This is a genomic window from Hoylesella enoeca JCM 12259, from assembly GCF_000613405.1.
Lineage (GTDB): Bacteria > Bacteroidota > Bacteroidia > Bacteroidales > Bacteroidaceae > Prevotella > Prevotella enoeca.
Window position 1 is genome coordinate 1 of sequence record NZ_BAIX01000082.1, and the last position, 3,580, is coordinate 3,580.

At 51.1% G+C, this 3,580-nt stretch carries 3 protein-coding genes; all 3 read left to right on the top strand.

The window, feature by feature from the left end; translation table 11 throughout:
• Window positions 1-225: 225 nt before the first annotated feature.
• Window positions 226-444 (top strand): hypothetical protein, encoded by a 219-nt coding sequence (locus JCM12259_RS12430; RefSeq protein WP_025066683.1) that lies wholly within the window; start codon window positions 226-228, stop codon window positions 442-444.
• Window positions 445-481: 37 nt separating this feature from the next.
• Window positions 482-3,229: a fimbrillin family protein gene (locus tag JCM12259_RS12435; RefSeq protein WP_025066684.1), complete on the top strand. Its 2,748-nt coding sequence runs from the start codon at window positions 482-484 to the stop codon at window positions 3,227-3,229.
• Between the two features lie 96 nt (window positions 3,230-3,325).
• On the top strand, window positions 3,326-3,580 hold a 255-nt coding region (locus tag JCM12259_RS12440; RefSeq protein WP_025066685.1), incomplete at its 3' end, for an HU family DNA-binding protein.

Here is a 3,580-nt window from a genome sequence, read left to right on the forward strand (position 1 = left end):
ATATTTGCATATCTCGGAAAAAGTCTTAACACACACACACACACACACATCGCACCTGGCGTAGACACCTTCACAGCTTTACCTTACGCGCGCGCGTAAGGTGTGGGCTAAACACCAATAAACAAAGGGCTTCTCGGAGTTCCCTTTGTTCCTTTTCTTATGCCCTTTTGCCAACCCGGCAAGGGGGAAAATTTCACGAATTATTCATCAAAACAACATGTAGTTATGAAGAAAAATCAAGTTGAATTCAAGCGCTATCTCGCACCTAAGTATGAGATAATTGCGTTAGACCATGAAGCGGCTCTGCTAGCCGCAAGTCCCAATGCTCAGCCCGGAGGCGGTGGTGGCGGTAACATCCATGTCAATCCGTTAGACCCCGACGAAGATGAAGACGTTTCAGGCGCCAAGCGATGGAGCGCTCCACTGTGGGAAGACGAAGAATAGAAGAAATAAAGGTATGAATCAAAAAAACAGAAAGACAATGAAAAAGATGTTTAAGATACAAGCCATGCTGCTCTGTGCAGCACTGATGGTCGTTTCGTGTGCCGACGACCGCATGATCGACGACCAAGAAGAAGGCGACAAGGGCGTGGCCGTGAGCTTCAACGTGAGCACCGCGCAAGACAAGATGCTCCAGCAACAACAGCAAATGCCCGCCACACGGGCAGTCGCTCTCTCGCGCCTGGCCGACGAGGGACTCACCCTCGAAGACCTCGCCACGCACAAACATGCCGTGCAAGGCGCCTCCGACCTCTGCTTGATAGAAACCACCGTGGAGGGCGTGAATCCCGTGTTGCCCTCTGCCGACACGCGAGCCAACGTAAAGACCACGATCGACAATTATTTCACTGCGTCGGGTTATCGCAGCGCTACGCCAGGGTTTACGCCCGGCACTCCCGACTGGTTCTGCGGCGTGAAGACCAACAGCAACGGCACGCTTACGGCCTACCACCCCTGGCTCTGGGGTTATCGTTACGGCCGCTTCTATGCCGTGTACCCCTACGACGCCAAGGCGAAGATGTCGCCGGCCACCTATTCGGGCACACCCTACGTGGAATTCGAGGTGGAGCAGGATGTGAAGAACCAAAAAGACTTGATGACAGCCTGCTCGGGCGAGGTGGAATACCAAACCCGCGGCACCGCCCCGCAAACCAATCTGGAGTTTTATCACGCTTTGACGGCCGTGCGCTTCGCCGTGGGGCAAAACCTTTCGTGGAACAAGCGTATTACCAAGGTAGAAATCAAGAATGCCTATAGCAAAGGCCAATACACGCTGCCCACGCAGTTTAACGGCAAGGGCGCCTGGGTGACAAGCAGCCTCGCAGCCCGCACAGACTTCACGCTCGACGTATCAGCCACGCCCGTTGACCTCAGACAAGCACCCAACACGGTGATCATGGGCAATGCGACCGACAACTACACTTTCTATATGTTGCCGCAAGACCTGACGGGCGTCACGGTGGTTGTCACGCTGGAGAACAACGACCCGGCGCATCCCAGCCCCGCGCCCAACACCATCACCATTCCGCTGACGGGCAAATGGAAGCCCGGCACCTCGAAGACCTACAAGTTGAGCCAAAACACCAGCGACTGGACATTCCATCTCACCGCCACCAATCCCGCAGCCGCCGCTTACGACGAAACTCAAACCGGCAACTACGGCATCACCAGTTATAAGCAAGCTCCCGACGGCACGCAACAGGCAGTGGCATGGAAAGTGGTAGGTTACGATGCCAACAACGATGGCAACTTCTCCATGAGTGAAAAGCCCACATGGCTGCCCAGCCTTAGCAAAACGGAGGGCGATGGTGGCACTGCTGCCGACCAGGGTACAGCCACATTGACAAAAGATGTTGGCGATTTGCTCGCTAAGCGTAACAAGGAACTCAAGGAGGCAACCGCCTTAGGTTCTGCTTCTGCTCCTTACGACCTTTCTATGCATAATTACAAAGGTGACAATACAAATTGCAACACGGCCAATTCTTATTTGATCTCTGCTCCTGGCGTTTATCGTATTCCTCTTGTTTATGGTAATGCCATTGAGAACGGGTCGACCAATGCTAAGTCATATATCAGCAATGCGCCTACGGGTACACCATACGAGCAATATGTCTTGCGTAAATTCAAGGATCACGCAGGTAATGACATTACCAATCCTTGGATAGAGAAGACCAATAGTGGTGCCAACGCTGGTGTCGATGGTGCAGAAGTGGTCTGGGCAGATGCTGCTAACCTCGTTCATTCTCCAGCAATCAAGCATGATGGTGGTGATGCATTCCTCGACTTCGAGGTTAAGGCAAGCGACATCCAGAGCGGTAATGCCGTTGTTGCTGTCAAGAAGGGTGGCACCATTGTTTGGTCATGGCATTTGTGGTTTGCTCCTAAGGACGCTCTCGATAAGATTCCTGTTACCAACCATCAAGGGGTTGTTTATAACTTCACCAAGGAAGCTTTGGGTTGGAAGCCAACCCAGTGGAGTGGTTCTACTTATTCAAGTGCTCGTACAGTCAAGGTAAAGGTTGAACAGACAGTTGCAAATAACGGTACAAAGCAGGTTTCTGAATTTACTATTACCCAGAAGCCTGGAGATAAAAAGACGGGTGCTACCACCTTTTATCAGTTTGGTCGTAAGGATGCCTTCCCTGGTGTAGATGAATCTAAGTTAGCTGTAGGTAGCCATTTCACGGCGAATGCAGATGATAACATGTCTATCCAGAATGGTATTCAGAATCCTGGTAGTTTCTACACGGGTGGTAGTTCGTGGTGGAGTACTCCTCCAACGGGTTATTCTTATTACAATCTTTGGTCTGCCGATAACACGACAACAAGTTACAATGATAATTCTGTCGTCAAGACCGTTTACGATCCTTGTCCTGTCGGCTTCAAGATGCCAGCAAGTAATGCGTTTACAGGTTTTACGGCTAATGGTCAAAGCTATGGCACTATGAATGTTAATGGTACAGACAATTCGCAGACTTTCCAAAACAACTTCGGTCATAATTTCTGGACGGACGGCAGTAAGACTGCTACTATCAACTTCCCTGCTTCGGGCGTTCGCAGCTACGGTGGTGGTTCGCTGAGCAGCGTCGGCTCCGGCGGTGACTATTGGTCGGCGGTTCCGTACTACAAGACCCACGGTTACGTCCTGGCCTTCTACTCGGGCGGCGTGCTCCCGCTGTTCAGCTACTATCGGCCTTCTGGGTACGCGGTGCGTCCCGTGGCAGAATAATCAACAAAAAGGCAATACGAAAAACAGGCGGAAGCCTTGCGCGGAAGCCTGATTATTGTTCAATTAATTATTTATTAATCATTAAAAAAATCAATCATGATCAAGTTTGAAATCGTGGGGAAGAAGAATCCCCAGAAGAAAACAGAAACGAAGTATTATGCACAGATTTCGGAGTCTACGCCGTTGACGCTGGCCGATATTATTGTGCTGATCGAGAAGCGCAGCACCGTTTCGAGTCCCGACATCAAAGCCGTGCTCGACGCCTTGCAATTCGAGATTATTCAGGCGTTGAAAAACGGCTACAGCGTGCGCCTTGGCGACCTGGGTTCGTTTCATCTGACGATCAGTTCC